Source organism: Dellaglioa sp. CoH-56-MRSF-12 (assembly GCF_056782075.1).
In genome coordinates this window covers 1-403 of record NZ_JBXAYD010000032.1, presented here as the reverse complement: position 1 = coordinate 403, position 403 = coordinate 1, and the positions used below count along the sequence as shown (strand labels likewise).

1 protein-coding gene is annotated in these 403 nt (G+C 54.3%); it reads right to left on the bottom strand.

The annotated features are described in order from the left end of the window. Positions 1-16: 16 nt before the first annotated feature. Positions 17-298, bottom strand: coding sequence for a co-chaperone GroES (locus AC1RPY_RS07685; RefSeq protein ID WP_289864660.1), 282 nt, complete (start codon positions 296-298; stop codon positions 17-19). Positions 299-403: the final 105 nt, after the last annotated feature.

Sequence of the window (403 nt, the reverse complement as noted above, 5' to 3'; positions counted from 1 at the left end):
ATCTGATTCGTACTACTTAACTGATGATACCAATCAGGTCGCCTTCGAGGCACACCTTCAGCTCTTCACCATCTACTTCTACGGTTGCAGTCGTCATTGACGTGATAACCGTGTCACCTACCTTAACGCGCAGGGGACGGATCGAACCGTCGCGCAGGATATGTCCTTCGCCTACGGCCACCACAACACCACGATCAGAATTGTCTGCCGTACCCGGAATCACGATACCACCAGATGTGGTCTGGTCCGAAATTAGCGGACGGATAACAACCTTGTCGTAGAGAGGCGTAATTGCCATTTAGGCTTCCTAAGAAACTGGTGGAGTCGGGATGGATTCGAACCTCCGCGTCCCGCTAGGGGAACGGGCTCTACAGGCCCGCGCCTTCGACCAACTCGGCCACGA

Coding starts and splice junctions, on each gene's coding strand:
- AC1RPY_RS07685 (WP_289864660.1), bottom strand. CDS start 298: ATGGCAATTACGCCTCTCTACGACAAGGTTGTTATCCGTCCGCTAATT.